22 protein-coding genes and 2 tRNA genes are annotated in these 22511 nt (G+C 48.7%); 12 read left to right on the forward strand and 12 right to left on the reverse strand.

Features of this window, described 5'->3' with window-relative positions; all coding sequences use genetic code 11:
• Positions 1-104: 104 nt before the first annotated feature.
• The 5 genes from D9T21_RS20190 to D9T21_RS20210 all read right to left on the reverse strand — a co-directional run bounded on the left by D9T21_RS20190 (position 105) and on the right by D9T21_RS20210 (position 3356).
• Positions 105-181, reverse strand: a tRNA-Met gene (locus tag D9T21_RS20190).
• Between the two features lie 264 nt (positions 182-445).
• Positions 446-1537, reverse strand: coding sequence for a redox-regulated ATPase YchF (gene ychF, locus D9T21_RS20195; RefSeq protein ID WP_123326986.1), 1092 nt, complete (start codon positions 1535-1537; stop codon positions 446-448).
• A 24-nt stretch (positions 1538-1561) separates the two neighbouring features.
• On the reverse strand, positions 1562-2149 hold the full coding sequence (gene pth, locus D9T21_RS20200) for an aminoacyl-tRNA hydrolase (protein WP_123326987.1): 588 nt from the start codon (positions 2147-2149) through the stop codon (positions 1562-1564).
• 5 nt (positions 2150-2154) lie between these two features.
• Entirely contained in the window at positions 2155-2793 is a 639-nt protein-coding gene (locus D9T21_RS20205; RefSeq protein WP_123326988.1) for a 50S ribosomal protein L25/general stress protein Ctc, read from the reverse strand.
• A 155-nt stretch (positions 2794-2948) separates the two neighbouring features.
• Positions 2949-3356 (reverse strand): hypothetical protein, encoded by a 408-nt coding sequence (locus tag D9T21_RS20210; RefSeq protein WP_123326989.1) that lies wholly within the window; start codon positions 3354-3356, stop codon positions 2949-2951.
• A 252-nt stretch (positions 3357-3608) separates the two neighbouring features.
• Between D9T21_RS20210 and D9T21_RS20215 the strand changes: the two genes are divergently transcribed.
• Positions 3609-4625 carry an alpha/beta fold hydrolase gene (locus tag D9T21_RS20215; protein WP_123326990.1) on the forward strand — a complete coding sequence of 339 codons (1017 nt, stop codon included), beginning with the start codon at positions 3609-3611 and terminating at the stop codon, positions 4623-4625.
• Here D9T21_RS20215 and D9T21_RS20220 read toward each other — a convergent pair.
• The 5 genes from D9T21_RS20220 to lolB form a co-directional block, all read right to left on the reverse strand.
• Positions 4622-6589: a sensor domain-containing diguanylate cyclase gene (locus tag D9T21_RS20220; RefSeq protein ID WP_164464778.1), complete on the reverse strand. Its 1968-nt coding sequence runs from the start codon at positions 6587-6589 to the stop codon at positions 4622-4624. The two genes, D9T21_RS20215 and D9T21_RS20220, sit on opposite strands and share 4 nt — an antisense overlap.
• A gap of 128 nt (positions 6590-6717) precedes the next feature.
• A complete protein-coding gene (locus D9T21_RS20225; protein ID WP_123326992.1) occupies positions 6718-7665 on the reverse strand; it encodes a ribose-phosphate pyrophosphokinase in 948 nt (315 codons plus the stop codon).
• Between the two features lie 32 nt (positions 7666-7697).
• Positions 7698-7773, reverse strand: a tRNA-Gln gene (locus D9T21_RS20230).
• 20 nt (positions 7774-7793) lie between these two features.
• Positions 7794-8651: a 4-(cytidine 5'-diphospho)-2-C-methyl-D-erythritol kinase gene (ispE, locus tag D9T21_RS20235; protein WP_123326993.1), complete on the reverse strand. Its 858-nt coding sequence runs from the start codon at positions 8649-8651 to the stop codon at positions 7794-7796.
• The gene (gene lolB / locus D9T21_RS20240; protein ID WP_105935494.1) at positions 8636-9238 is read right to left on the reverse strand and encodes a lipoprotein insertase outer membrane protein LolB; all 603 of its coding nucleotides are present in this window, start codon (positions 9236-9238) and stop codon (positions 8636-8638) included. The genes ispE and lolB overlap by 16 nt, the downstream gene beginning before the upstream one ends.
• Positions 9239-9351: 113 nt before the next feature.
• On the opposite strand from lolB, the gene hemA reads away from it, so the two are divergent.
• The 6 genes from hemA to kdsA are packed head-to-tail and all read left to right on the forward strand — an operon-like array spanning position 9352 to position 15477.
• Positions 9352-10617 (forward strand): glutamyl-tRNA reductase, encoded by a 1266-nt coding sequence (hemA, locus tag D9T21_RS20245; RefSeq protein WP_123326994.1) that lies wholly within the window; start codon positions 9352-9354, stop codon positions 10615-10617.
• A 24-nt stretch (positions 10618-10641) separates the two neighbouring features.
• Complete coding sequence (gene prfA, locus D9T21_RS20250) at positions 10642-11727, forward strand: peptide chain release factor 1 (protein WP_123326995.1); 1086 nt, start codon at positions 10642-10644, stop codon at positions 11725-11727.
• A 3-nt stretch (positions 11728-11730) separates the two neighbouring features.
• Complete coding sequence (gene prmC / locus D9T21_RS20255; protein WP_123326996.1) at positions 11731-12594, forward strand: peptide chain release factor N(5)-glutamine methyltransferase; 864 nt, start codon at positions 11731-11733, stop codon at positions 12592-12594.
• A 53-nt stretch (positions 12595-12647) separates the two neighbouring features.
• Positions 12648-14189 carry a DUF3369 domain-containing protein gene (locus D9T21_RS20260; protein ID WP_123326997.1) on the forward strand — a complete coding sequence of 514 codons (1542 nt, stop codon included), beginning with the start codon at positions 12648-12650 and terminating at the stop codon, positions 14187-14189.
• A 48-nt stretch (positions 14190-14237) separates the two neighbouring features.
• A complete protein-coding gene (locus tag D9T21_RS20265) occupies positions 14238-14612 on the forward strand; it encodes a SirB2 family protein (protein WP_123326998.1) in 375 nt (124 codons plus the stop codon).
• Positions 14613-14625: 13 nt separating this feature from the next.
• Positions 14626-15477 carry a 3-deoxy-8-phosphooctulonate synthase gene (gene kdsA, locus D9T21_RS20270; RefSeq protein ID WP_123326999.1) on the forward strand — a complete coding sequence of 284 codons (852 nt, stop codon included), beginning with the start codon at positions 14626-14628 and terminating at the stop codon, positions 15475-15477.
• A 72-nt stretch (positions 15478-15549) separates the two neighbouring features.
• On the opposite strand, the gene D9T21_RS20275 is transcribed toward kdsA, so the two are convergent.
• Entirely contained in the window at positions 15550-15828 is a 279-nt protein-coding gene (locus tag D9T21_RS20275; protein WP_164464779.1) for a hypothetical protein, read from the reverse strand.
• A gap of 219 nt (positions 15829-16047) precedes the next feature.
• On the opposite strand from D9T21_RS20275, the gene D9T21_RS20280 reads away from it, so the two are divergent.
• The 5 genes from D9T21_RS20280 to fusA all read left to right on the forward strand — a co-directional run bounded on the left by D9T21_RS20280 (position 16048) and on the right by fusA (position 21297).
• Positions 16048-16947: a transcriptional regulator GcvA gene (locus D9T21_RS20280; RefSeq protein WP_123327001.1), complete on the forward strand. Its 900-nt coding sequence runs from the start codon at positions 16048-16050 to the stop codon at positions 16945-16947.
• Positions 16940-17569 (forward strand): alpha/beta family hydrolase, encoded by a 630-nt coding sequence (locus D9T21_RS20285; RefSeq protein ID WP_123327002.1) that lies wholly within the window; start codon positions 16940-16942, stop codon positions 17567-17569. The genes D9T21_RS20280 and D9T21_RS20285 overlap by 8 nt, the downstream gene beginning before the upstream one ends.
• Positions 17566-17970: a DUF423 domain-containing protein gene (locus D9T21_RS20290; protein WP_123327003.1), complete on the forward strand. Its 405-nt coding sequence runs from the start codon at positions 17566-17568 to the stop codon at positions 17968-17970. The genes D9T21_RS20285 and D9T21_RS20290 overlap by 4 nt, the downstream gene beginning before the upstream one ends.
• Complete coding sequence (gene rlmM / locus D9T21_RS20295; RefSeq protein ID WP_123327004.1) at positions 17970-19055, forward strand: 23S rRNA (cytidine(2498)-2'-O)-methyltransferase RlmM; 1086 nt, start codon at positions 17970-17972, stop codon at positions 19053-19055. The genes D9T21_RS20290 and rlmM overlap by 1 nt, the downstream gene beginning before the upstream one ends.
• Positions 19056-19209: 154 nt before the next feature.
• Positions 19210-21297 carry an elongation factor G gene (fusA, locus tag D9T21_RS20300; protein WP_123327005.1) on the forward strand — a complete coding sequence of 696 codons (2088 nt, stop codon included), beginning with the start codon at positions 19210-19212 and terminating at the stop codon, positions 21295-21297.
• A 113-nt stretch (positions 21298-21410) separates the two neighbouring features.
• Here the strand turns inward: fusA and D9T21_RS20305 are convergent.
• Positions 21411-22440 (reverse strand): IS630 family transposase gene (locus tag D9T21_RS20305; protein ID WP_420884658.1). Its coding sequence is split into 2 segments (ribosomal slippage): positions 21411-21989 and positions 21991-22440, totalling 1029 coding nucleotides; the frame shifts between segments, so codons are not numbered across the junction.
• Between the last annotated feature and the right edge of the window lie 71 nt (positions 22441-22511).

A 22511-nucleotide genomic window follows, 5' to 3' on the forward strand; every position in this document is an offset into this window, starting at 1 on the left:
ACGCCGTGAAGCACTGGAACCTAAATCCAGCGTGTCTACCAATTCCACCACTTCCGCGCAGTGTCTCGCACAATAAAAAAACCCATCGACTGGGTTTGCGAGAATGGTGGCTACGGCGAGATTCGAACTTGCGACCCCATCATTATGAGTGATGTGCTCTAACCAACTGAGCTACGTAGCCTCCGATTGTTTTACTTCCCTCTCAGGAAGTGGCGCGTATTATGCGTATATGGCGTTGGGTCGTCAACCCCTTTTTTAACACATTTGTTCAACTGCCTAATATCTGTGCGCCAGCGCTGGAAATTCAGTCAAAAGCGGCCCTGAAGGGGTCATTTTAACCTGATTCAGGGGAATTCAAAGCGCATTATTTCTTTTAATCAGGCAATAAAAAAGCCCTCGTGAGTGAGAGCTTTTTTAAAATTTAAGGGTTTAAATCAATAAATTTTTACACGTTGAAGCGGAAGTGGATAACGTCGCCGTCTTTAACGATGTATTCTTTACCTTCCAAACGCCATTTACCGGCGTCTTTGGCACCTTGTTCGCCATTGAATTCCACAAAGTGGTCGTAGCTGACGATTTCAGCACGAATAAAGCCTTTTTCGAAGTCGGTGTGGATCTTACCGGCTGCCTGCGGCGCTGTTGAGCCTTCAGGGAAGGTCCAGGCACGTACTTCTTTTACTCCGGCGGTGAAATAGGTTTGCAGCGTCAGCAGGTTGTAACCAGCTCGGATAACCCGGTTAAGACCCGGCTCTTCCAGGCCCATGTCGGCCATAAACTCTTCGCGGTCTTCATCGTCCAGCTCGGCGATATCAGACTCGATAGCGGCACATACAGCAACTACCACGGCATTCTCGCCTTCGGCAATGGCGCGCACTTCATCGAGATACGGATTGTTTTCAAAGCCGTCTTCGTTAACGTTGGCGATATACATGGTTGGCTTAAGGGTAAGCATGTTCATGTAGCTGATGGCAGCCAGTTCTTCTTTGCTAAGCTCCAGTGAGCGTAGCAGGTTGCCTTCATCCAGTGTAGGTTTAATTTTTTCCAGCACTTTTAACTCGAACTTGGCATCCGCGTCGCCGCCTTTGGCGCGCTTGGCTACACGGTGAATGGCCTTTTCGGTGGTTTCCAGGTCAGCCAGTGCCAGTTCGGTATTAATTATATCAATGTCGTCTTTAGGGCTCACTTTGCCGGCAACGTGAACAATGTTTTCATTGTCAAAGCAGCGCACTACATGGCCGATAGCGTCGGTTTCACGGATATTGGCCAGGAATTTGTTGCCCAGACCTTCGCCCTTGGACGCGCCTTCTACCAGTCCGGCAATGTCCACGAACTCCATAGTGGTAGGGATTACGCGCTGAGGATTAACGATTTCTGCCAGCTTGTCTAAGCGCAGATCCGGCACCGGTACCACACCGGTATTGGGTTCAATGGTACAGAACGGAAAGTTTGCAGCCTCGATACCCGCTTTGGTTAATGCATTGAATAGCGTTGACTTACCGACGTTCGGCAGGCCGACAATGCCACATTTAAATCCCATAATGGAGCCCTTGAAAATTTGAAGTTAATTATCTGCTTTAAAACTATGAAGGCGATTTTGCGCCATTTTCAAATCGTTTTTAAGTAAAATTTCGGTGCAGCGTACTGCTTCGTCGATCGCTTGTTCTATCGCTTCTCTTTCCTGCTGCGCGGGCTTACCCAGTACATGGCCGGTTACCTTGCTTTTATGGCCCGGATGGCCAATGCCAATACGCAAGCGCAAAAAGTCACGGTTGTTACCCATCCGCGAGACAATATCGCGAATACCGTTCTGGCTTGAGCTGCCGCCTATTTTAAACTTGGCAACACCAGGAGGTAAATCCAGCTCATCGAAAGCAACCAGCATTTGTGAGGGCTCAATACGATAAAAATTAGCCAGTGCGGCAACAGATTGCCCGCTTTTATTCATAAATGTGGTGGGGTAGAGCAAACGGATGTCCTGACCAGCAATGGTAATTCGGGCGGTTTTGCCAAAGAATTTGCTTTCAGGAGAAAGAGAGGTGTTAAACGTCGATGCGAGTTCTTGTAAAAACCACGCTCCCGCATTGTGGCGTGTTTGTTCGTATTCGGGGCCTGGATTACCCAGGCCCACAATAAGACAAATGTCTTCCAAGGGAATTATTCCTCAGTAGCGTCGTCTTCTTCACCTTCTGCTTCGTCAGCGGCTGGCGCTTTTGGCGCTGGCTTGATAGTTACCACAGCAAGGTCATGTGCTTCGTCTTCTTTAGCCAGTTCAACAGAAGAAACGCCTGCTGGCAGAGTCAGATCTGACAGGTGCAGGGTTTGCTCCATTTCAACGTTAGCCATGTCTACTTCGATGAACTCAGGCAGGTCTTTAGGCAGACAAGTGATTTCAACTTCGTTTACGTGGTGTTCAGCAATACCACCGTCTTTAACGGCCTGGCATTTATCTTCGTTGATGAAGTGGATTGGAACAGACGTGTGTACGTCCTGACCAGCGATTACACGTTGGAAATCCAGGTGAGTAATCTTAGGCTTGAACGGGTGACGTTGTACGTCTTTCAGCAGCGCTTCAACTTTCTTACCACCGATGTTCAGAGTCAGAACGTGTGAGTAGAACGCTTCGAAATCAGCCGCGTTGATCACTTTGTTGTGGTCAAGCGTTAAAGAAACAGGCGCTTCTTCGCCACCGTAAAGGATCGCAGGCACTTTGTCAGCATGACGAAGGCGGCGGCTCGCACCTTTCCCCAGGTCAGTACGGACTTCTGCATCCAGATTAAAAATTGCATCAGACATCAGATGTCTCCAAATAAAAATAATTGATGTTTACAGATTTTTGCGACCAAAACCTGCCATGATTAGGGTAAATCAGCCAAATTTGACTCAAATAATACCCAGCCCTAAATTAAAAGGCGGCGAATTCTACCACCCGATGCCTGAAGATACAAACCTCAAAGGGATTTTAATTTGCGCGGGCCTGACTCGGGTGGTCTGGCATGGCTATCATCCAGCACTTTTACTGCATCCACTTCGAGTAAGTCACCAAACTGGGTGGTGGTAATAATGTCTTTATTCACACTACCGGTGATTTCTACTATCAGTCCGTCGAGGCGGTAGGCTTCGGGTAAATGGCGCAGGGTGTAGCGTTTATTATCGGTGCTGATAAACGCAAAAAAGCCGCCTTCAAAGGTTTTGTACACGATGGTGCCGGTATATACCGCTGAAACAGCGCTGGTCGCGGGCTTATGATCCTGGCTCACTGGGTCCTGCTTCACTGGTGAAGTCTCCTTACTGTCGGCACAGGCAGTCAGTCCGTATGCCATGGCTATGGTTAAGAGTAATGCACGGAAAGTTTCCATTGATTATTCCCTTGTGAAATTAGCACCTGAGATTACCAGTATGCAGGCCATAGCCTGAACGGGCAATGAATTACCCGGTAAAGTCTGCCGCTTGCGGCTGAGCCTGGCAAATCTGCAATATACAGCAGAATTCTGGCCTTGCTCGCAGCCATTATGCTAGAACGGGTTACTCATTGGCCTGCGCAGCGATGAGCGGTTTACTCTGGCTGCCAGCACCGAATTGCAACTGTCAGACACAACAAGGAAGACAAGATGCACTTTTGTTATCAGCTTATTGCACTATTTACCTTAGTGGCTAGCCTGCTTTCCCCGGTTCATGGGGCAGTCAGGAGCGACGCTATTGAACCTTACAATGCCACGCTCGACAATTTTGATTACCCTTTCGATGTAGGTAGGTTTACCTTCGACAGCCAGGGCGAAACGCTTTCAATGGCTTATATGGATGTCAAACCACAAGGCGATCCAAAGGCAACGGTAGTGCTGTTACATGGCAAGAATTTTTCAGGGTTTTATTGGGAGCGTGTCGCCAGCGAATTAGTGGGTCTGTCTTACCGGGTGATCATTCCCGATCAAATCGGCTTTGGTAAATCAAGCAGACCTGAGCATTACCAGTATTCGTTTGCCGGGTTAGCCAATAACACCAGGCAACTGCTGGAGCACCTTGAGGTTGAGCAGGCGACAATTGTTGGTCATTCCATGGGTGGTATGCTGGCGGTAAAATTCGCTAAGTATGTAAAAGATAAAACCGCACGAGTTATTTTAATTAATCCCATCGGACTGGAAGATTATCTTAAATGGGTGGATTACCAGGACCCGCAGGTGTTTCTGGCCAATGAACTTAACAAAACACCAGAGAGTATTCGCCGTTATCAGCAGAAAAACTACTATGACGGTAACTGGCGGCCAGCCTATCAGGCGTTGCTTGAACCCCATATCGGCCAGTTAAAACACCCTGATTACCCACGCGTTGCGAAGAATAATGCGCTGACATACAACCCCATTTTTAGCGAGCCCATGGTGTATGATTTGCCGCAGCTAACGGTACCGGTGACCCTTATTATTGGCACCCGCGATCGCACCGGTCCCGGCCGTGCTTTTAAAAAGCCAGGCGTGACGCACAAACTCGGGCAGTATCATGTATTGGGCAAAGAGGTTGCCGATACCCTGCAACAAGGCACCCTTATTGAACTGGATGGGTTAGGACACATGCCTCAGTTTGAGGACTGGCAACAATTTAAGGCGGTCTTTTTTCCGCTTTTTGAAGACTAAGGCGTTGTATCTGAGGCGGATGGAGAGTCGGTGGCCTCCCCAGACTTGTGAGTCTTTATTACTACCTGGTTGCGGCCATTATGTTTGGCCTGATAAAGGGCGTCATCGGCTTCTTTGAGAATCATTGCCGGGTCTGTGTCCGGTGTTGGAATAACGCAATAAGCACCAATGCTGATGGTGTAGCGTATTTGTTCGTCCCGGTATTTCACCACCCCGGCCTCAGCACTGGTACGAATAGACTCGGCAAGGCTGGCTATATGGCCTGCGGTTTCATTGCAAACTAACAAACAAAATTCTTCACCGCCTACCCGGGCCGGCAGGTCGCTGGCGCGTCCACTGACTCGCTGGATCAGTGCAGAAAGTGACTGGATCACATGATCCCCAGCCTGATGCCCCAGACTATCATTGATTTGTTTAAAGTGATCAATATCCAGCATCAGCAAGCCGATAAGCGACTGATTGCGTTTAGCCCGCTGAATTTCCTCATTAAACCTTTTATCGAAGTAGCGCCGGTTGGCCAGTCCGGTTAATGGATCGGTTAAACTCAATCGTTCCAGCTCTTTGTTCATGATTTGCAGCTTTTGCATAGCCACCTTTAATTCCCGCGTTTGCTCATTCACTTTTAACGACAGCTCTTCTTTTACCCGTCGCTCAATACCGAGCAGGCGTTGCTGGGCAGCCATTTCACTTTCTTTGGCTTTGGCTGCCTCGGTGGACATTTGCAGCGCAATATCCTGCGCTTCAGAGCGCATTTTTCGTTCCCGGTTGAAGCGTTCCGCAAGGGCCATGGAAAGCAATAAGACTTCGATGGTGACGCCAATATTTTGCAGATAGTGCAGCTCGATAACGTAAGGAATAACGTCATTTAGCCCAAGGAGCAGAATGACAGTGCTAACAACCAGTACAGACCAGGAAAGCGTAAGATATTTGGCTGATCTATCGCCTTTAAACCACAGGTACCCAGACACACTTATGGCAAACAAACAGTTGATCAAACCAAACGCATCGATTAACGGAATGAGTATCGATGTGGAGATGACTGGCGCCAGTATTATCATCGTCAGCCAGAGGTAACCGGCAATCTGACTACTGCGATTAAGAAACAGTCCCCGGTGCTTAAGTTGCAGAAACTGCCGGATAAACATTAAAGCGGCAAAAAAGCCAAGGGGCACCAGAATACGGTATGCGTACTCCAGCAACGCCGGATAATCAGACCATAACCAGGCGATTCCGGCGCCATTCATTATCAGGGTGTAACCAGCCATGGTGGCCACGTAAAAACAATACGCTGCAAATGCTTTATGGCGCAGAAAGATAAAAAGCGACAGGTTGTAGCCAAACATCGCGAATAACACGCCATAGAATAAGCCAAGGTACCAGTTGCGTTGCAGTTGATGGTCTGAAAAAGACTCCGCTGGCCATAACGTAATTGGTAACAGCGCTTTCTCGGAGGGCAGAATACGTAAATAGAGCAGGGTAGTGCTATCGCTGTCGAGCGCAAGTGGTATGGCAAAGGGGAATTCATCGGGTCCATCGGGAGGCATTTGCCAGTCATTAAACTGACCTGACGAAATCAGTGTTTGCGTGGATTGCCGGTAGTGGTACCAGTCAATGGATTTAACTAACGGCCAGTCCAGGGTCATAATCCATTCTGTTGGCGCACCGGGCACACTCTGCAGCGGAATTTTTATCCAGGTATAAGACTGGCTGGTGCCGAGAAATAAGGAGGAGTTGGGATGAAACTGCCACTGGCTGTCGGGTAATTGCTGAATCTGATTAAACGAGACTTTGCTGAAGGCTTCGAAGTAGTACATGCCTTGGTTTAAATGCCCGTGTGTCTCGCCGCCCGGCAAGGTGTTAATTATGCCAGGCTGCGCTGTGGCGTTCTGTGATGCTGGGAGAGCACCGGAGAAAAGCATCAGACAAAACAAGACGATACTCAGCAGTGCGCGCGAAAATGCCATGTAAGAAAGAGGTCGGTTAACCACCATGCCTTAACTATAGCAATCGCTCACAGTTTTGCCCGAACAGGGAGAAATTCAGGCAATAAAAAAGCCAGCATAGCTGGCTTTCAGAGGAGAAGTGGTGATGTTTAGTATTCGAACATCGCTGAGATAGACTCTTCATTGCTTATCCGACGGATGGTTTCAGCAAGCATCTCAGAAAGGGTAAGTTGTTTTACCTTACCGATGGCAGCCATGTCAGTACTCAGTGGGATACTGTCAGTGACAATAATCTCATCAATCACAGACTCTTTAAGATTATTGGCAGCGTTACCAGAGAAAATAGCATGGGTGGCATAAGCATACACTTTACGGGCTCCGTGGGCTTTCAGGGCTTCCGCCGCTTTGGCCAGGGTACCGCCGGTGTCAATCATGTCATCAACGATAATACAGTCGCGGTCTTTTACATCACCGATAATGTTCATTACCTGGGCAACGTTGGCTTTCGGACGACGTTTGTCGATGATAGCCAGATCGGTATCGTTAAGTAATTTTGCCGTAGCGCGCGCCCTTACTACACCACCAATGTCTGGCGAAACAACAATCGGCTCTACGAAATCGCGCTGGAACATATCGTTCAGCAGGATTGGCGTACCAAATGCATTGTCTACCGGTACGTCGAAGAAGCCCTGGATCTGCTCGGCGTGCAGGTCGATGGTGAGTACCCGGTCAACGCCCACGTTTGACAGAAAATCTGCAACCACTTTAGCCGTAATAGGAACACGAGCTGAACGCACACGGCGATCCTGACGTGCATAACCAAAGTACGGGATAACCGCAGTGATGCGGCCTGCGGATGCGCGACGCAGGGCGTCAATCATCACGATCAGTTCCATCAGGTTATCATTAGTGGGTGCACAGGTAGACTGGATAATAAAAACGTCCGAGCCACGGACGTTTTCATGAATTTCTACTGCGATCTCGCCGTCGCTAAAACGGCCGACGGTGGCATTTCCAAGCTTGGTATAGAGGCGATTGGCAACTTTCTGGGCTAGTTCAGGAACAGCGTTACCTGCAAAGAGCTTCATGTCTGGCACAAGTGTTTCCTCAGTGCATTTTAAGTAGGAGGTGGCTGGGGTAGCAGGACTCGAACCTACGGATGGCGGGATCAAAACCCGCTGCCTTACCAACTTGGCTATACCCCATCAATGTAAGTCGTTCTGGCTCAGGACATCTCTTGTAATTTTAATTGTAGCGGTGAGGTATTTACGCCTTTGGCAACAAATCCGTGCCAGTTTCCAGGAAGCGCTTGCTGCACTGCCTTTGCCTGATCCGGGTCACTAAATGTAGCAAATACGCACGCGCCTGTGCCTGTCATCCTCGACGGTGCGTAGTGTAACAACCACTGTAATAATTTTGCAACTTCCGGTTGGCTTTTACAGACAATTTTCTGACAATCATTTTGCGTTGCATCAAAAGTATAATGCTGCCAGTCAATGGGGGTTGTATTACGTGGTAAGTCAGGGTGTGAAAACACCTCTGCAGTACTGATGTTTACCCCAGGGAACACCACCAGATACCAGCTTTCATCGAGGCTGACAGGGTGGATCTGCTCGCCGACACCTTCAGCAAAGGCGGTTTTGCCGTGTACAAAAATCGGTACATCTGCGCCCAGTTCTAACCCGAGTTGCGCCAGCGTCTCGGTGGACAGACCACACTGCCAGTAATAATTTAACGCCACTAATGTGGTGGCCGCATTCGACGAACCGCCGCCAATCCCACCGCCCATAGGTAACTGTTTTTCAATATAAATGTCGCAGCCTTGCGGGGTGTTTACGTGGCTTTGCAATAACCTGGCAGCCCGGTAGATCAAATTATCTTCGGTATTAACTCCGGAAATGGCGGTAGCCAGGCAGATGTCACCACTATCATTGGGAATAAAAGCCAGTGAGTCACCTACATCGAGCATTTGAAACAACGACTGCAACAGGTGATAGCCTTTATCATTGCGCCCTGTGATGTGCAAAAACAGGTTTAGTTTGGCCGGGCTCGGCCACCAGTCGAGACTTACTTGAGTGTCCATTGCGATATTCTTATCTTTATCCACTGCTCAGGCTGAGCTGTGTTAGTCAGTTTGATATTGTGCGGCAGGAAAACATCGTCTACCTGCCCGTACTGAGCGTAATCCACCTGCCAGCCAGCACACTGTCGACAGCCTGGCATGAGCTGTTTGAGCAAACCGTTATCGTTCAGGGTGTAGTCGTCACCGGCTCGGGGCACGCCCTTCACCCAGCTCAGCAGCTGATCAAGCGGTATGTCCCAGCCGGTAGTCTGATAGAGCAGGGCCGTGGCCGATGGGTCTGTATACACTTCGTCGTCTGCTTCCAGGCGTGCGCCGTCTACTGTTTGTTCCATATCCACCAGGGTAACGCCAAGAAAGTTACTTAGCCTGAAGGTAAACAGCGGATCGCTGACCTGCCAGCGAAGATTGGCACTCACGGATTTTTCCGGCTCTCTGAGCGCCAGTTTACCGTTGATATTCCACTTTTTAATGGCGTCGAGTTTTATCAGCTGAGCCGGTAAATTTATCTGGCCTTGTGGCGCCTGAGGTCGTGTGGCACAGGCACTGAGGAAGAGGACGAACAGAACAATGAAAACCTGACGAAACACGGGCTAACCTATAAAATCTATTAAGGCGATAGTTGAACATAGAACTATCGACACTTTCAATCATTTTGGCTTTTTCGTACAATGCCGCTCCATTGTAGCCGTAAACGAACCCCATGACCCTGATTGCCCTCGGAATTAACCACAAAACTGCTCCGGTAGAGTTGCGCGAAAAAGTTGCGTTTACGCCGGATTCGCTGGTTGAGGCGTTGTCGTCATTAAAGCACCTGAACGGCGTGGATGAGTCGGTAATTGTTTCTACCTGTAATCGTACTGAAGTCTACGTATCCAGTGAGACCAGCTGTGCTGATCAACTGATTGAATGGCTGGCTGAGTTCCATAATGTCGATGCCAGACAGCTAAGTGCCAACGCATATATATATGAGCAGGCAGCGGCCATTGAACATGTGATGAAAGTGGCCAGCGGTCTGGATTCACTGGTGCTGGGCGAACCGCAGATTCTGGGGCAAATCAAACAAGCTTATAATAATGCTAAGCATTCCGGTATGGTGAACACCCAGTTTGATAAGCTGTTCCAGCATACCTTTGCTGTGGCCAAACGGGTAAGAACCGATACCGAGATTGGTGCCAATGCGGTGTCGGTAGCTTTTGCCGCTGTGCAACTGGCAAAGCACATATTTGCCCGTTTACCTGAGCGCTCGGTATTACTGGTGGGTGCCGGTGAAACCATCGAACTGGTAGCTCAGCATCTAAAGGAACAAGGGGTACAAAAACTCGCCGTAGCAAACCGTACCCGTGCTCGCGCTGAAACACTGGCGGCCAGCTTGGGAGCTGATGTGATGACTCTTAGCCAGTTGCCGGAAACTCTGCACAGGTTTGATATTGTTATCAGTTCTACTGCCAGCCAGCTGCCACTTATCGGTAAAGGCATGGTGGAAGACGCGCTTAAACAAAGGCGCAACCTGCCCATGTTTATGGTCGACCTTGCTGTACCCAGGGATATCGAAGCCCAGGTCAACGAATTGGGCGACGCCTACTTATATACGGTGGATGATTTACAGCACATAGTGCAACAAAACATGGCATCCCGTGAGCAGGCTGCCGAAGAAGCTGTTAAAATCATCCAGCAGCAGGTTATGAGCTATCTGCAATGGCAGCAGTCGCGTCAGACCGTAGATTTGGTAAAGCAGTACCGCGATCGTGGCAACCTGCAGCGTCAGGAACTGGTCGATAAAGCCCTTAAACAGTTGCAGGAAGGCAAAGCGGCCGAAGCCGTGGTAGAAGAGCTGGCCTACAAATTAACCAATAATTTATTACATGCGCCCACTCGCGCGTTGCGTGATGCATCAACACAGGTTGATCAGCGCACCACTAAGTGGTTGAGCCGCGTGTTTGAACTGGACAGTGACGAGTCCAGGTAATCTGTATTTTATTTCAGGAAAAGTATGAAAGAATCCGTTGTCATTAAGTTGGAAAATCTGGTTGAACGTTTTGCCGAGGTGCAGGCGCTGTTGAGCGATCCCGGCGTTATCGGCGATCAGGACAAATTCCGCTCTTTGTCGAAAGAATTTAGCCAGTTAGAAGACGTGGTAGCGGGTTTCAACGCTTATAAACAGGCCGAAGAGGATTTAGCCTCCGCCGAAGAAATGATGGCGGAAGACGACGCAGAAATGCGCGAAATGGCGCAGGAAGAGATGAAAACAGCCAAGCAGGAAATCGAACGCCTTGAGGCGGAGCTGCAAATCCTGCTGTTACCCCGCGATCCTAACGATGACCGCAATTGCTTTCTGGAAATCCGCGCCGGAGCGGGTGGTGATGAAGCGGCCATTTTTGCCGGCGATCTATTCCGTATGTACAGTCGCTATGCAGAAGCCAAAGGCTGGCGCCTTGAGATGATCAGTGCTAACGAAGGTGAGCATGGTGGTTTTAAAGAAGTGATTGCCAACGTAACCGGCGATGGCGCATACGGCGTGATGAAGTTTGAGTCTGGCGGCCACCGTGTTCAGCGTGTGCCGGAAACCGAATCTCAGGGCAGGGTGCATACCTCAGCCTGTACTGTCGCGGTATTACCTGAAATCCCTGAATCTGAAGCCATCGAAATTAACCCGGCAGACCTGCGTATTGATACCTTCCGCGCCTCAGGTGCTGGTGGTCAGCACGTTAACAAAACCGACTCAGCCATTCGAATCACTCATTTGCCCTCAGGCGTAGTGGTAGAGTGTCAGGATGAGCGCTCGCAGCATAAAAACCGCGCTAAGGCGATGTCAGTGCTGTCGGCCCGCTTAAACCAGATTGAAGAAGATAAACGAGCGGCTGAAGAGGCCTCTACCCGCCGTAATCTGGTAGGTAGTGGCGACCGCTCAGAGCGGATCCGCACTTACAACTTTCCTCAGGGCAGGGTAACGGACCACCGGATTAACCTTACGCTTTATCGTCTTGATGAAGTGATTGAAGGCAATCTTGGCCTGCTGCTAGAACCTATCCGTCAGGAACATCAGGCTGATCTGCTGGCCTCGCTGGCCGACGACTAACCCGTGCATTGTGAGGATAGCGATGCTGTAACAATTGCTCAGGCGCTGGCCTGGGCATCGGCAGAGCTGCAAGATGGTGAGTCTCCGGCCGTAGATAGCCGGGTGTTGCTTTGTGCTGTGCTCGATTGTCAGCGTACTTACCTGTTTACCTGGCCAGATAAAGCCCTGTCAGAGGCACAATACACGCGCTACAAAAAACTGATTGCCAAGCGCTGCGAGGGTTATCCCGTGGCTTATCTTACCGGCAGCCGGGATTTCTGGTCTCTGACCCTCAATGTTAATGAAAGTACGCTGATCCCGCGCCCTGAAACTGAACTGTTGGTTGAAACCGCGCTGGCGCTTAAGCTCCCTGAATCTGCCTGTGTGTGCGATCTCGGTACCGGTACAGGGGCGATTGCGCTGGCATTAAAATCTGAGCAACCAGCCTGGCAGGTTACCGGTGTAGACCGCATCGCCGAAGCCCTCGAGCTGGCGGCGGCTAATGCACAGCTTAACGGACAACTTGAGGTGAACTGGCTGCTGAGCCACTGGTTTGCCGAGCTTCCGACAGACAGTCGGTTTGACCTGATTGTTACCAATCCTCCGTATGTAGAGTCGGACAGTGAGTACCTGCAACAGGGTGATGTGCGTTTTGAGCCGGTTTCCGCTCTTACCGCCGGTGCGGACGGCCTGGAAGATATCCGCGAAATTATTCAGTCTGCCCCCGATTTTTTAAGCCCGGATGGTTGGTTGTTAATAGAACATGGGTATACTCAGCATGAATCGATAAAAACGCTCTTTGCAGAGAGAGGATTTAGCGCTTGCCGGGGCATTAACGATCTTAACGGGTTGCCAAGAATTACCCTGGCTCAGTGGCATAAATCCTAGCTTGTACATAAGCTTAAGGGAAACGTAATTCTCACACAGGATGGAAATGCAGAATGAACGATGACGAGTTTTTATTTGTCGCCGATGATGACGAACCTGAGTCGAACGAAATAGGCTATTGGAAAGTTCTGATTGTTGATGATGAACCTGAAGTTCATGCCATCACTAAGCTGGCACTTAATGACTTTACGCTAAACGGCCGCGCACTAACCTTTATGAGTGCTTTCGACGGCGAAGAAGCCAAGCGTGTTTTGCGTGAGCACAGCGATATTGCGGTGGTGCTGCTCGATGTGGTGATGGAGTCTGACGACGCAGGTCTGAAAGTTGCTGATTATATTCGCAATGATCTGGAAAACCATTTTACCCGAATCATTTTGCGTACCGGCCAGCCAGGCCAGGCACCGGAAAAAGATGTCATTATTAATTACGACATCAACGATTATAAGTCGAAAACAGAACTCACTGCGCAGAAGCTGTTTACCGTGATCATTGCCGCGCTGCGTTCTTACCGCGACATTATTGTGATTGAAGAGGCCCGTGCCGGCCTCGAGAAAATTATTGACGCCTCAGCCGATTTATTCTCGTCACGTTCTTTGGAAGGTTTTATGCGCGGCCTTATCCAGCAATTAGCCTCCATCCTGGGTGGGGCAAAAAACGCTGCTTACATTACCTCTGCCGTGGCATTGCCTAAACCGGTCAGTCAGGCCGGCGAAATGTATATTTTTGCCGGTAACGGCGAATACGCAGGTAAAGAGGGTTATCGCCTGAAAGATTCCCTTAACGAATTTGAATACCGGCTGTGTCAGGATGCACTTCGGGAGCAACAGGTGGTTTATGCCGAGGAACTTTTGGTAGCTTACTGTCGCAGTGAAAAAAATCACGGCTCATTGCTGTTTTTAACCGGCTTACCCCGCCCGGTGAACGATATTGATAAGCGCCTGGTGCAAAAATTTACCGAGAATGTGCAACTGGCGTTTGATAATCTGCTCGACAGCGCCGAGATGAATGAAACCCACCACGAGATCGTTCAGCGCTTAGGCGATGCCATGGATAGCCGAGAAACTGATGAGTACCATGCCCAGCGCTTAAATCACATGAGCGAGCTGTTTGCCCGCCTGGCAGGTATGCCCGAAGCGGAAATCCAGCAATATCTCACCGCCTTGCCGCTGCATAATGTGGGAAATTCTTTCGTGCCGTATTCGTTGTTGAATAAAGATGCACCGTTAACGGATGAAGAGTTTCACCAAATTCAGAGGCATGCTGAATTTGGCTACCGGATTTTTAAAGATTCCAAACGGCCGGTGATCAGACTGGCTGCACAACTGGCCCGTCATCACCATGAACGCTGGGATGGCAAGGGCTACCCTGACGGACTTGCAGGGAATGACATCAGCTTGCAAAGTCGCATGTTGGCTATTCTCGACGCCTATGATGCGCTTCGCAATAAACGCAGTTACAAGCCAGCCTGGTCGCTGGAGGAAACAGTGGATACCCTTAAGAATGCTGCAGGCAATCAATTTGACCCGGCGTTAATCGATTTGTTTCTAAAGCATGTCGACAGGTTTGAGGTGATTCAGAATCAATACGCCGGTTAATTGCTATTTGCCGGTAATAACAACAATAAATCAAGGAGTGCTAGTTATATGTACATGATAGCAAAACACCTGCATTTAACCGCAGTGGGCTTAAGTATTTTGTTATTTGTTATCCGCTTTTTATATGGTCAGATGAATCCCGGATTTCTGCAAAAGAAATGGGTTAAGATCGTCCCCCACATTATCGATACCGTTTTATTACTGAGTGCGATTTGGCTATGCGTTATTCTCGCTCAGTATCCTTTTGTTAATGGTTGGCTGACATTCAAGGTTATTGGCGTTATTGCCTATATTGGCCTTGGCATGATGGCATTGAAGCGGGCAAAGACGCCACCACTAAAATGGGGCGCATTTCTAGCGGCGCTTGTTGTGCTGGGATTAACAGCCAAAGTCGCTGTCACCAAACAGGTGTTTTTCTTATAACCGGAAATTGTTTATGACTAAAATTAATCAGGTAACCGTGGCTGACATCACTGTTGCCAATGACAAGCCTTTCGTTCTGTTTGGCGGAATGAACGTACTCGAATCACGTGATCTGGCGATGCAGATTGCTGAACACTACGTAGAAGTGTGCAGCAAGCTTAATATTCCTTATGTCTTTAAGGCGTCTTTCGACAAAGCCAACCGCTCGTCGGTGCACTCATATCGTGGCCCTGGCATGGAAGAAGGCCTTAAAATCTTTGAAGAAATTAAGCGTACCTTCAATGTGCCAATCATTACTGATGTGCATGAACCTTATCAGGCAGCCCCGGTGGCCGAGGTGGTGGATGTGATCCAACTTCCTGCGTTTCTTGCCCGGCAAACCGATCTGGTAGTTGCTATGGCAGAGACCGGCGCTGTTGTTAATGTTAAGAAACCACAGTTTCTTGCGCCTCATGAAATGCGTCATATCATTAAGAAATTTGGCGAAGCAGGTAACGATAAGATTATCCTCTGCGAACGTGGTAGTTGCTATGGTTATAACAACCTGGTGGTTGATATGCTGGGTATGGATGCCATGAAAGAGTATGCACCGGTTATCTTTGATGCGACCCATGCGTTGCAGAAGCCGGGCGGCAGAGAGACTTCGGCAGATGGCAGACGGGCTCAGGCAGCGCAATTAGCGCGCAGTGGTATGGCTTTGGGTCTGGCCGGACTGTTTATTGAAGCACACCCGAATCCGGATGAGGCCAAATGTGACGGCCCTTGTGCGTTGCCGTTATCTAAATTAGAGGGATATCTGGAACAAATGAAAGCGGTTGATGAGCTGGTTAAACAGTTTGCGCCGTTGGATACCAGTGCTCAGTAAGTAATGAAGGAAGACCTGAAATGCCGTGCAGAGTGTCTCTGCACAGCATTTGCCAGGTGTGAAGGCCAGGTTTTACTCAGTGCGAGTATTTGCTTCCTGGTTGGGCAGCAGACTGCTTTCGCGAGCGATAAGCATAGCGCCGTTAGTTTTTGAGTGTTGTTGCAGGGTTTCGTTGACCTGATTGATAATGCTCGATTCAATGTTGAGCAAGGGTTGATCAATACTGATTTCAACCGACACCATGGCAGTGTTAACAGGCTGTAATTGAGTTGCCTGTAGTTCGTTTGCTAAAGTGGTAACCGACCAGCCCATAGTGGCCAGCATAAAGACTGCTGTAAGTTGTTTTTTCATATTCACACCTAAATAAATTAATAAAGTTGGTTGTAGTAAAAATGTTAAAAATTAACATTTTCGAATTATCTTAACCTTCTGCGTTAAAAGAAGATTTTTCAAATTTCGGGTGAATAATAGACAGTTTATGTAATCCTGAAAAATGAAAAAAATTACCTTGTTTGGATTAGAAAAACTTATGAGTGTTTCATTGTCCTGTCATACTAGCCGTGGTGCCTGATGCAACGCCGTTTACCTCCCTTAAATGCGCTCAAAGCCTTTGAAGCCGCGGCGCGCCATTTGAGCTTTACCCGCGCAGCCGACGAGTTGTTTGTTACCCAGGCAGCGGTGAGCCATCAAATTAAGGCATTAGAAGATTTCTTATCGCTGAAATTATTCATCCGGCGTAATCGCACTTTGCTGCTTACCGAAGAAGGGCAGGCATACTTTTTAGAACTGAAAGATATTTTTAAAAACCTCCAGGATGCTACCGAACGGCTGCTGGCCCGCGGCAGTAAAGGGGCTATCACTGTTGCTACTCCGCCGAGTTTTGCCAGTCAGTGGCTGGTTCCCAGGATCAGTCAGTTTAGTCAGCTATTCCCGGACATTGATGTTCGCCTGAAAGCTATCGATTTTGATGAAGGCTTCCTGACCGATGATATCGACGTTGCCATTTACTATGGCCGCGGGCGCTGGAACGGTATTCAGGCGGACAAACTGCACACCGAATTTTTAACCCCGCTGTGTTCGCCTAGTTTGTTTCAGGGCAGTAAACCGCTTAAAACACTTTCGGATCTGAAGCATCATGTGCTGTTACACGATTCCAGCCGTGCTATCTGGAAAATGTGGTTACAGCATTTCAAAGTGGCCGGTGTTAACGTTAATCAGGGCCCGGTTTTCAGCCATTCCATGATGGTTATGCAGGCTGCCGCACTGGGGCAGGGGATTGCCCTGGGTAATTCTGTACTGGCCAAACCTGAACTGGATGCCGGCAGGCTGATAATGCCTTTTGAAGAGAAATTAGAAAGTCGGGACGCTTATTATCTGGTGTATCATGAAGGGCAGGGTGAATCTGGTAAGATTGCCGCATTTCGTGAATGGGTAATCAATTTAGTTAAAGAGGAACAAGCTTTTGTCTGAGTGGTATGTCGACACGCCGGCTAATCCGCTAGCCACCGTTATTCTGGCCCACGGGGCCGGTGCCGGAGCAGAGTCAGAGTTTATGGTCGATATGGCTGCGCAACTGGCTGCACGTAATATTAATGTAGTGCGGTTTAATTTTCCGTACATGGAAATCATTAAGGAAACCGGCAAAAAGCGCCCGCCGGATAAAATGCCGAAACTGGAAGAGCGTTTTCATACCATGATTGAAAACGTGCAGGCTAAATGGCCGGATTTGCCATTGTTTATTGGCGGCAAAAGTATGGGCGGCCGGGTTGCCACTTTGATCCTGGAGCAATCCAAAGCGTTGGGTGCTATTGCACTTGGCTATCCTTTCCATCCGCCGGGCAAACCCGAAAAGTTGCGCACCGAGCATCTGCTGGCGCTGGAAAAGCCGCTGCTGATCGTTCAGGGAGAACGGGATACCTTTGGCCGTCGTGAAGAAGTGGAAAGCTATGGTTTGTCCTCTGCGGTACAAACTGCCTTTCTGGCTGATGGTGACCACAGTTTTAAGCCAAGAAAGGCCAGTGGCCTTACTCAGGATGAGCATATCCAAAGTGCGGCCAGACTGAGTGTCGCTTTTATCGAGGCACTGGTATGAGACTGTATGTAATGATCGGCGCTTTGCTGGCGTTATTGGGCGTAATGCTGGGAGCGTTTGGCGCTCACGGCCTGAAAAATATTCTGGACGCCAGCGCGCTGGCCACTTTTGAGGTCGGCGTGCGTTATCAGATGTACCATGCTCTGGCAATTTTACTGGTGGGCGGACTGGCCGCTCAGGCCAGCCTGGTATGGCGTAAGCGCGCGGCGTTATTGTTTATTATTGGCAGTGTGTTGTTTAGCGGCAGTATTTATCTGTTAGTATTAACCGGCCAGAAATGGCTGGGACCGGTCACTCCGCTTGGCGGTCTTTGCCTGATGCTGGGGTGGGGAGCCCTGGTGATTGGCGTGATTAAAGGTGCAGATAACGGCGCTGAAATCAGGCCCGGGAGTGATGACTGATGAATGACGCACAACAAAGTATCATTGCCTATTGCCGCCCCGGGTACGAGGTTGATACTGGTAACGAAATAACGGAACTGGCTACGCAAAAAGCGCTGTATGGGTATCCGGTATTCAAAGCCGGTGAGGGCTATATTCGCTTTCAGTTCCATGTGCCCGAACACGCTGAGCAATTTATCAATGAAGTAGCGGTCAGTGATACTATTTTCCCCCGCCAAATGTTTTTAGTGCTGGCCAGTATTGCCATTGAAGATAAATCAGATCGCATCGGGCCAGTTTTAAACGCTCTAGCGCAAAGTGATATCAGCCGCTGCGGTACCTTGTTTGTGGACTATCCGGATACCGAAGATGGCAAAGCGCTGGCCAAGTTATGCCGTAAGTTTGCGGTGCCTTTACGTCAGGCGTTACGTGCTAAAGAGCTTCTCACCCGCAAAGAGCAACTTAATTTAGCGGCCTTGCATGTCTTTTTTACCTCTGGTGAAGCCTGTTATGTGGGTGTGAGTCAGGCGAAAATGCGCAGTCCTTTTGAAAACGGTATCTGCCGTTTAAAGTTTCCTCCTAAAGCGCCCAGCCGTTCTACACTTAAGCTGGAAGAAGCGCTGTTAACCATGCTCAGCGCCCGCCAGCGCGATGCAATTTGCCGCGCTGGTGCCAGAGCGGTTGATCTGGGAGCCTGCCCTGGTGGCTGGACTTATCAGTTAGTATCGCGCGATATGCATGTTGAAGCCGTGGATAATGGTAAAATGGCAGATGACCTGATGGCCACTGGTCTGGTAGACTATCGCGCCGAAGATGGTTTTAAGTATCGTCCGCAGATGGGCCATGTTGAGTTGCTGGTCTGCGACATGATTGAAAAACCCGACAGGGTGGCGGTGCTGATGGCGAACTGGTTAACCCGTAACTGGGCAACCCATGCAATTTTTAATTTAAAATTGCCAATGAAACGCCGCTATGAGACCGTACGCGCCGCAATTGAAGCGGTGGGATCACAATTAGCGTCAGCTAATATCAACGCAAGTATGGTTATACGTCACCTCTATCATAATAGAGATGAGGTTACGGTTGCCGTGATCCGCAAGAATTGATGTGATTTATCTTTTAAAACAGTAATTTAGGTGAAAGCGGCCGAGTTTTCGCTGGATAAGTTTTAGTCTTTTTTCATAAAGGACTATAAATCCGGTATGGAAATCCTATATAATCGCGCCGTTTTTTTTACTCTGAACCAACGAAAGTGAACTAATGGCAGACTTATCTCATTACAGAAACATTGGTATTTTCGCCCACGTAGACGCGGGTAAAACGACCACTACAGAACGTATTTTGAAACTTACCGGTAAAATCCATAAGACCGGTGAAGTGCACGACGGTGAGTCAACGACTGACTTTATGGAACAGGAAGCTGAGCGTGGTATTACTATCCAGTCTGCTGCGACCACCTGTTTCTGGAAAGATCACCGCATGAACATCATCGATACTCCAGGACACGTTGACTTCACTGTTGAAGTTTATCGTTCACTGAAAGTACTCGACGGCGGTATCGGTGTATTCTGTGGTTCAGGCGGTGTTGAGCCTCAGTCTGAAACCAACTGGCGTTATGCTAACGAATCAGAAGTTGCTCGTGTTATCTTCGTAAACAAACTGGACCGTATGGGTGCAGACTTCTACCGCGTTGTTGGTCAGGTTAAACGCGTACTGGCGGCTAACCCGTTAGTTATGACCCTGCCAATTGGTATCGAAGACGAGTTCAAAGGTGTTGTTAACCTGCTCGACATGAAAGCCTACATCTGGGATGACTCTGGCCTGCCAGAAAACTACGAAGTAGTAGACATTCCTGAAGACATGGTTGAAAAAGCGCAAGAATATCGTGAGCAACTGGTTGAAACTGCTGTTGAGCAGGACGATGACCTGATGATGGCTTACATGGACGGCGAAGAGCCTTCTTTAGAAGACCTTAAGCGTTGTATCCGTAAAGGTACCCGCGATATGTCATTCTTCCCGACTTACTGTGGTTCTGCATTTAAAAACAAAGGTATTCAGTTAGTACTGGATGCGGTTGTAGACTTCCTTCCTTCTCCAACAGAAGTTGATCCACAGGATCTAACTGACGAAGAAACGGGTGAGCCTACTGGTGAAGTTGCAACAGTATCTGTTGACGAGCCGTTCCGAGCGCTTGCGTTTAAGATCATGGATGACCGTTTCGGCGCCCTGACCTTTATCCGTATTTACTCTGGTGTACTGAACAAGGGCGACACCATCCTTAACTCAGCAACGGGTAAAACTGAGCGTATCGGCCGTATGGTTGAGATGCACGCTGATGAACGTACTGAGCTGACGTCTGCGCAGGCAGGTGACATCCTGGCCGTTGTAGGTATGAAGAACGTTCAGACTGGTCACACATTATGTGATCCTAAGCACCCATGTACACTAGAGCCAATGATCTTCCCTGAGCCGGTAATCTCAATCGCTGTTAAGCCTAAAGACAAAGGCGCTAATGAGAAGATGTCTATTGCTATCGGTAAACTGGTAGCTGAAGATCCATCGTTCCAGGTTGAAACTGATGAAGATTCTGGCGAAACCATCCTGAAAGGTATGGGTGAGCTGCACTTAGACATCAAAGTAGACATCCTGAAGCGTACTTACGGCGTTGAGTTGGAAGTAGGTCAGCCGCAGGTTGCATACCGTGAAACTATCACTACTCCGGTAGAAGATAGCTACACGCATAAGAAGCAGTCTGGTGGTTCTGGTCAGTTCGGTAAGATCGATTACCGCATCAAGCCAGGCGAGCAAAACTCAGGCTTCACGTTCACCTCTACCGTTGTTGGTGGTAACGTACCTAAAGAATTCTTCCCTGCCATCGAAAAAGGCTTTAAGTCTATGATGGATCAAGGTGTTCTGGCTGGTTATCCGGTTCTGGACGTTGAAGTTGAACTGTTCGACGGTGGTTTCCACGCCGTTGACTCATCAGCAATCGCGTTCGAAATCGCAGCGAAAGGTGCATTCCGTCAGTCAATTCCAAAGGCCGGTCCTCAGCTTCTTGAGCCAATCATGAAAGTTGACGTGTTCAGCCCGGAAGACAACGTGGGTGACGTAATCGGTGACCTTAACCGTCGTCGTGGTATGATCAAAGACCAGGAAGCTGGTGCAACAGGTGTTCGCATTAAGGCAGATGTTCCTCTGTCAGAAATGTTCGGTTACATCGGTCATCTGCGTACTATTACTTCAGGTCGTGGTCAGTTCTCTATGGAGTTCAGCCACTACTCATCTTGTCCGCAAAACGTTGCCGACAAAGTTATCGAAGAAGCAAAAGCGCGTAAAGCTGCCAAGTAATTTGATACTCACTGAGTAAAGCATAATTAAAAAAACCCGCCTTCTGGCGGGTTTTTTATTGCCTGTTGGTTGACGCCAAAACCAAATTCACGAAATTGTTATACTAATCCGCATTAAAGTTTGCCCACTACAGCCCAGTCTCTTGAGCACATTTTTATCACCCGTTTTGTATTGCTAATAAAGTCGTTCCAAGCATGGCTACATGCTTCAACAATATCGTCATATCCTTTGAAACAGCGATTTGCCAAATGGTGCTGTCGTAACCAGCTCCATACTTGTTCTATCGGATTCAGTTCTGGTGAGTACGGTGGGATCTTCATTATTGTCATATTTGGGATACCCTCTGCAATATCATTGGTATGCCACCCAGCACCGTCCATTACTACAATTGCATGTCGTCCTGGTTTCGTTCTTTGTGATATTTGTATCAGGTGTTTTCGCATTATGTCTTTGCTAACATAAGGTGCGAGTAATGCTTCGGTTTCACCGGTTTCAGGACACACCGCGCCAAACAAATGTGCATATTCAAATTGCTGTTGGCGCACTGCTCTTGGTCTTGTGCCGGTTTTGGCCCACAAGCGAGTTGTCGTATTCTGTTGACCAAACCGGGCTTCGTCCTGGAACCAAATATCTATGTGATCGTGCTGAACATAGACTGGGGTGTTAAGGATCGTTTCCAGAGGGAACTTTTTTATATGCGTCCTGGACGCCTGATTGTTGTTTAGGATGTTTGGAACGACTGGTTATCCAGCTATATCCAAGCTTAGCAAGTACCTTATAGATATGACTCAGATGATAATCTACGCCGAATTCAACCCGGATATACTCCCTAATATCCATTCCAGTTAGGCGACCACCTTTATCTGTTTGTGACCTGTTATCGATAAATCGAGACAGCTGCTGCTTTTGTTTGTCAGATAGAGCAGAGCGTTTTCCATAGCGGGGTTTATCCTCTAAACCAGCTAAACCGTGAGCTAAATACTCACCCACCCAACTATTTACACTGCGACGAGCGACTTTAAGTTGTCGTGCAACCTGAGCTCGATTATGACAGTCAAAATATAGCGATACAGCCAACAATCGAACGCGTTTATTTGGGTTCTTTTCTTTCTTTGATAACCCGAGCAGAGCGTCTGAAGACAGTAGAGTCATGGAGTAAAACATTATGCCAAACAAGGTGGTTTATTAGATCACACTTCAAGGCTGATTGGTAT

The sequence above is a fragment of the Marisediminitalea oceani genome, assembly GCF_003731635.1.
GTDB classification, from domain to species: Bacteria; Pseudomonadota; Gammaproteobacteria; order Enterobacterales; family Alteromonadaceae; genus Alteromonas; species Alteromonas oceani.